Source organism: Bacillus sp. SM2101 (genome assembly GCF_018588585.1).
Taxonomy (GTDB): Bacteria; Bacillota; Bacilli; order Bacillales; family SM2101; genus Nanhaiella; species Nanhaiella sioensis.
The window spans coordinates 1-4256 of sequence record NZ_JAEUFG010000067.1 but is presented as its reverse complement, the minus strand read 5'-3'; the positions used below and the strand labels follow the sequence as shown (position 1 = coordinate 4256).

General features: G+C 35.6%; 3 protein-coding genes. 2 read left to right on the top strand and 1 reads right to left on the bottom strand.

Annotated elements, in window-relative coordinates; genetic code table 11:
* Positions 1-106: 106 nt before the first annotated feature.
* Positions 107-1921, bottom strand: coding sequence for a reverse transcriptase/maturase family protein (locus tag JM172_RS23975; protein ID WP_214484904.1), 1815 nt, complete (start codon positions 1919-1921; stop codon positions 107-109).
* A gap of 679 nt (positions 1922-2600) precedes the next feature.
* Between JM172_RS23975 and JM172_RS23970 the strand changes: the two genes are divergently transcribed.
* Both JM172_RS23970 and JM172_RS23965 read left to right on the top strand, forming a co-directional pair.
* Positions 2601-3626, top strand: coding sequence for a cytochrome D1 domain-containing protein (locus JM172_RS23970; protein WP_214484903.1), 1026 nt, complete (start codon positions 2601-2603; stop codon positions 3624-3626).
* A 308-nt stretch (positions 3627-3934) separates the two neighbouring features.
* Positions 3935-4256, top strand: a 322-nt coding sequence (locus JM172_RS23965; RefSeq protein ID WP_214484902.1) for a YncE family protein, incomplete at its 3' end; no start/stop codon positions are given.

The window sequence follows — 4256 nt, the reverse complement described above, 5'->3', positions numbered from 1 at the left end:
GTACTTATTCGACATAAAGAGCCAATATCTTTTGGATAAGAGTAGAAATCCCATAATTGTTAGACAGACTCACGTACACCTCTCAATGTATACGGCTCTCCACCTATCAATCTAACTTTCCTGCATGGAGTTTCTTATGGCATGGAACGCACATTGCTAATGTTTTTCTTTTCCTTGCAATCATGATCTGTTCCCATCTTTTTTTTCCTTTTAGGTCTTTAACCTTTTTGACATGATGAATTTCGATAGGAACATTTTCCTTTCCACACCATTCACATTTATTAGCTAACAAACGCTTTATAAGGCTATTTCTCGAAGAGTAGATTAATGTGTTTGGTAATTCGTCCACTTTTGTATTAAGTGGGGTTACAGATTTATAAAAACCTTTATTATAGAACTCCCTACATCTAGTGCCTTTTTTTGTTTCATACGCTATTACGAAAACTCCGTTTTCGTAGTATTTATCAATAACTTTTGGAACACTGGTTTTGTATTTATTTCCAAAGGTTTTAAACATACTGTATTTCATAATGTGTAAAAACCTGTGTAGGTTACTTACATTGTCTGCTAATTTGTAGTAATTATATAAACCAGTTACTTCGCTGTTATAGACACTTAGTATTTCCAAGTCATCTAGATGGGCAAGATAGGTTCTATGAGTAGATTGCCATTTTCCATTTTCGTCGATTTTTAGTGCTTTCATTTCTAAAAGTTTCTTTATCCACTTTTCAGTAGGCATTAATAGAAAACATTTCCCTTTTACACTTCTCTTTGGATGATTGCTTTTCCATTCCCTGTTTCTTTGGAATGATTTATCTTGTGAGATTTTGATGTCGTAACCAAGGAATCTAGCTTTTTTTGTGTTATGTGTAATTAGTGTCTTTTCTTGCGATAACTCTAGACTTAGATTCTCTTTAAGAAAGACCGTGAGGTCTGCTTTCACCTTTTCCGCATCTTTCTTGTTACCATTAATGCTGATGATGAAGTCATCTGCGTATCTCACATAATTAATTCTACGGTAGTTAGCGTCCATTGGATTTGTTCTATCATGCTTACCAAGTTCTTTGTACAATGCTTTTGTTATGGTCAGATAATCTTTTCTCTTTTTGTCTGTGAGATTAGATTTATCCAATACTTTCCTTATGGTGTAAATTCTCTTGTAGATTCTGAAATACTGTGGATTCTTTGTTCTTTTAACACCCTTGTCAAATTCTTCTTTATACCTGTTCATAAATTCATCCAACTCATTAAGATAAATGTTAGACAGTATAGGGCTGATTATTCCTCCTTGAGGCGTGCCACTGAACGATTTATGGAATTTCCAGTCCTCAAGATAACCTGCCTTGAGAAATTTCCATATTAAATTTATTACTTTCTCGTCCTTTATCGTTTTTCTTAGAATACTGATAAGAGTGTGGTGATGAATGTTGTCAAAGAATCCCTTTATATCCCCTTCAACAAACCACTTCGTTCCATTAAAAATTGCCTTTGTTTGTAATAATGCTGAATGACAACTCTTTTTTGGTCTAAATCCATGAGATTTATCGGAAAACCTTGGTTCGTATATGGCTTCAAGAATGTCTCTAAGCACTTCTTGTACAAGTTTATCGTCACTAGAAGGAATACCTAACGGTCTTTTCCCACCATTACTCTTAGGAATGTAAGTTCTTTTAGCTGGATTCGGCTTAAAGGATTGAGTTTTGATTGAATCAATTATCTTATCAATTCTTTCTAGACTCATTCCATCTACGGTTTTCCCATCCGTACCTGAAGTCATGTTTCCCTCGTTAGCGTAGATTTTTTGGTACGCTTTGAGGTAAAACTCTCGATTGTATAAATTTCTGTATAAGCGTTTAAATGTGTATGTTTGCTCTCTTGATTTTTTTGTTAGATTATTTAACACTACTGTTGGATTTCTCATAGTGCCTCACGCACCTTCCCAAGTTGAAGTTAAAATAGATAGGCTGTCCCCCTTCGCCATGTACTAGGCTTTCCCTAGCTCGGACTACTACGAGGACTCCGTTACCGTATCGAGTATTCAAACGCAAATTGTTATAGCCCGTACGGGCATCCCGACTTAGGTAATCCCCATTTAGATGGAAAAAGATGGCATACTGTATTATCGGATGTGATTTTCGCTCTTTTCTCACTGATAGTGGATGGTAGGGAAATATCCAAATCTTTCTTGTGCTAAGCCTCATCACAAGCTCATTCCCCTTATAGCAGTTAGCTACCTTACGCTATACGCAGTAATTTTCGCCCTTGAGCTGTCATTCAAGCAGTTTAGCTTTCATCCTTATTACAGCTTTTCGCCTTGCCATTCAGTCGTAACGTGGTAACTCGTTAACTTATGGCTTTCCCAACATGCTACACTCCCCGTCTGGTTTCCCTTTCGGATAAGTTGGGTGGCGATAGGTTTTAGTTTTGGATTTGACCTACATTAATGCTATATAATGAATCTTTATCCACCCTTATGGGCGCACAACATAATTACTCTTGTGTTTAATAAAATATATTTCACACCAATTCTAATTTCGAATTAACCAAACAATTTACTCATATCTTTGAAATAACAACTACTTTGAAGAGGTGGATTTGGTTTGTCTACTACTGTGATTGATGTAAAAACTCATAGTATAATTGCCACTTTACCTATGGCAGAAGCTTCATTTAAACAGTCAATCTTTACTCCTAATGGAAAAATCGCTTATGTTATTAATCAAATTCTCGGTAATATTTCAGTCATCGACGTCAAAACTCATATTCTAATAAATACTATTCAAGTTGGTCTTGGCCCATTTGATCTTTCTTTCACCCCAGATGGAAAAATTGCTTATGTTACTAATTTTGGCGATAATCCTGGTACCGTCTCTGTTATTGATGTCAAAACTCATAGCATAATAGGGACGGTACAGGTTGGTCTTAGGCTTTCTGGTGTAGCTTTTACACCTGATGGAAAACTGGCTTATGTGGTTAATAATCTACAGAATGGCGCACTTTCAGTTATTGATGTCAAAACTCATACTCCCATTGGAATGATTCCTACTGGAGCATTCCCATTTAATATCGCCTTCACACTTGATGGAAAAATTGCTTATGTTACTAATTTCTTCGATAACCCTGGTACCGTCTCCGTTATTGATGTCAAAACTCATAGCCTGATAACGAGAATTCTCGTGGGGGACAGCCCGGACGCTTTTTCATTTACACCTGATGGAAAAATTGCTTATATAGCAAATAATGATTCAGTTTCAGTCATAGACGTAAAAACTCATAACGTGATTTCTACTGTTCTAGTCGGTGGCGGTAATCTATTTGATATAGTCTTCACGCCAAATGGAAAACTAGCTTATGTTATTAATAATGTCAGTAATGGTTCAGTTTTAGTTATTGATGTCAAAACTCACAGTATTGTTGCAACTATTGCAATTGGAAACATTTCAAGTGCTGTAGACTTCACCCCAGATGGAAAAATTGCTTATGTTACTAATGGTGTTAATAATGGCTCAGTTTCAGTTATTGATGTCAAAACTCACAGCATTGTTGCAACTATTGCAGTCAGGGACCTTCCAAGAGTTGTAGAATTCACCCCAGATGGAAAAATTGCTTACATAATTAGTAGTTGATTACACTATTCCTATTTTTGAGTAGTATTTAAAGCCCCCTAGAGAATATTAGGCATTACATATGATCCCCCTAAAGGTGAATTTATAGGGCATATTATAAACGTTATAGATACAACTATTGACATACAAATTTTCGTACTGAAGATTATTGTTATTTGTCGTTAGTTTTTAAGTAACCACAATAATTCTTGAGTTTCCTAAAATCTTCATTATCTTTAATGGTAATCAGTCTAAATTCCAATTTTAATTATTGTTCAACAACTCTCCTCATATTATGGTAATAATAATAATTTTGAAGAGGTGATTTGGTGGCTACTGTTGTTATTGATGTGAGCACTCATAGAGTTATCGTTACTTTGTTACCAGCAGGCATTTCAAGTGTTTCTGTCACGCCAGATGGTAAGCTGGCTTATGTTACAAATCTTGATGATGATATTGTATCAGTTATTGATGTGAAAACTCTTAAAGTGGTTGCTACTATTCTGATTGAGCAAGGTCCAATTGATGTCGCCTTCACACCTGATGGAAAACTCGCTTACGTGATTAATAGTGACTCTGAACAAGGTAATACTGTTACAGTCATCGATGTGAAAACTCATAGCATCATTGCTACTATTATGGTTGGCCTCA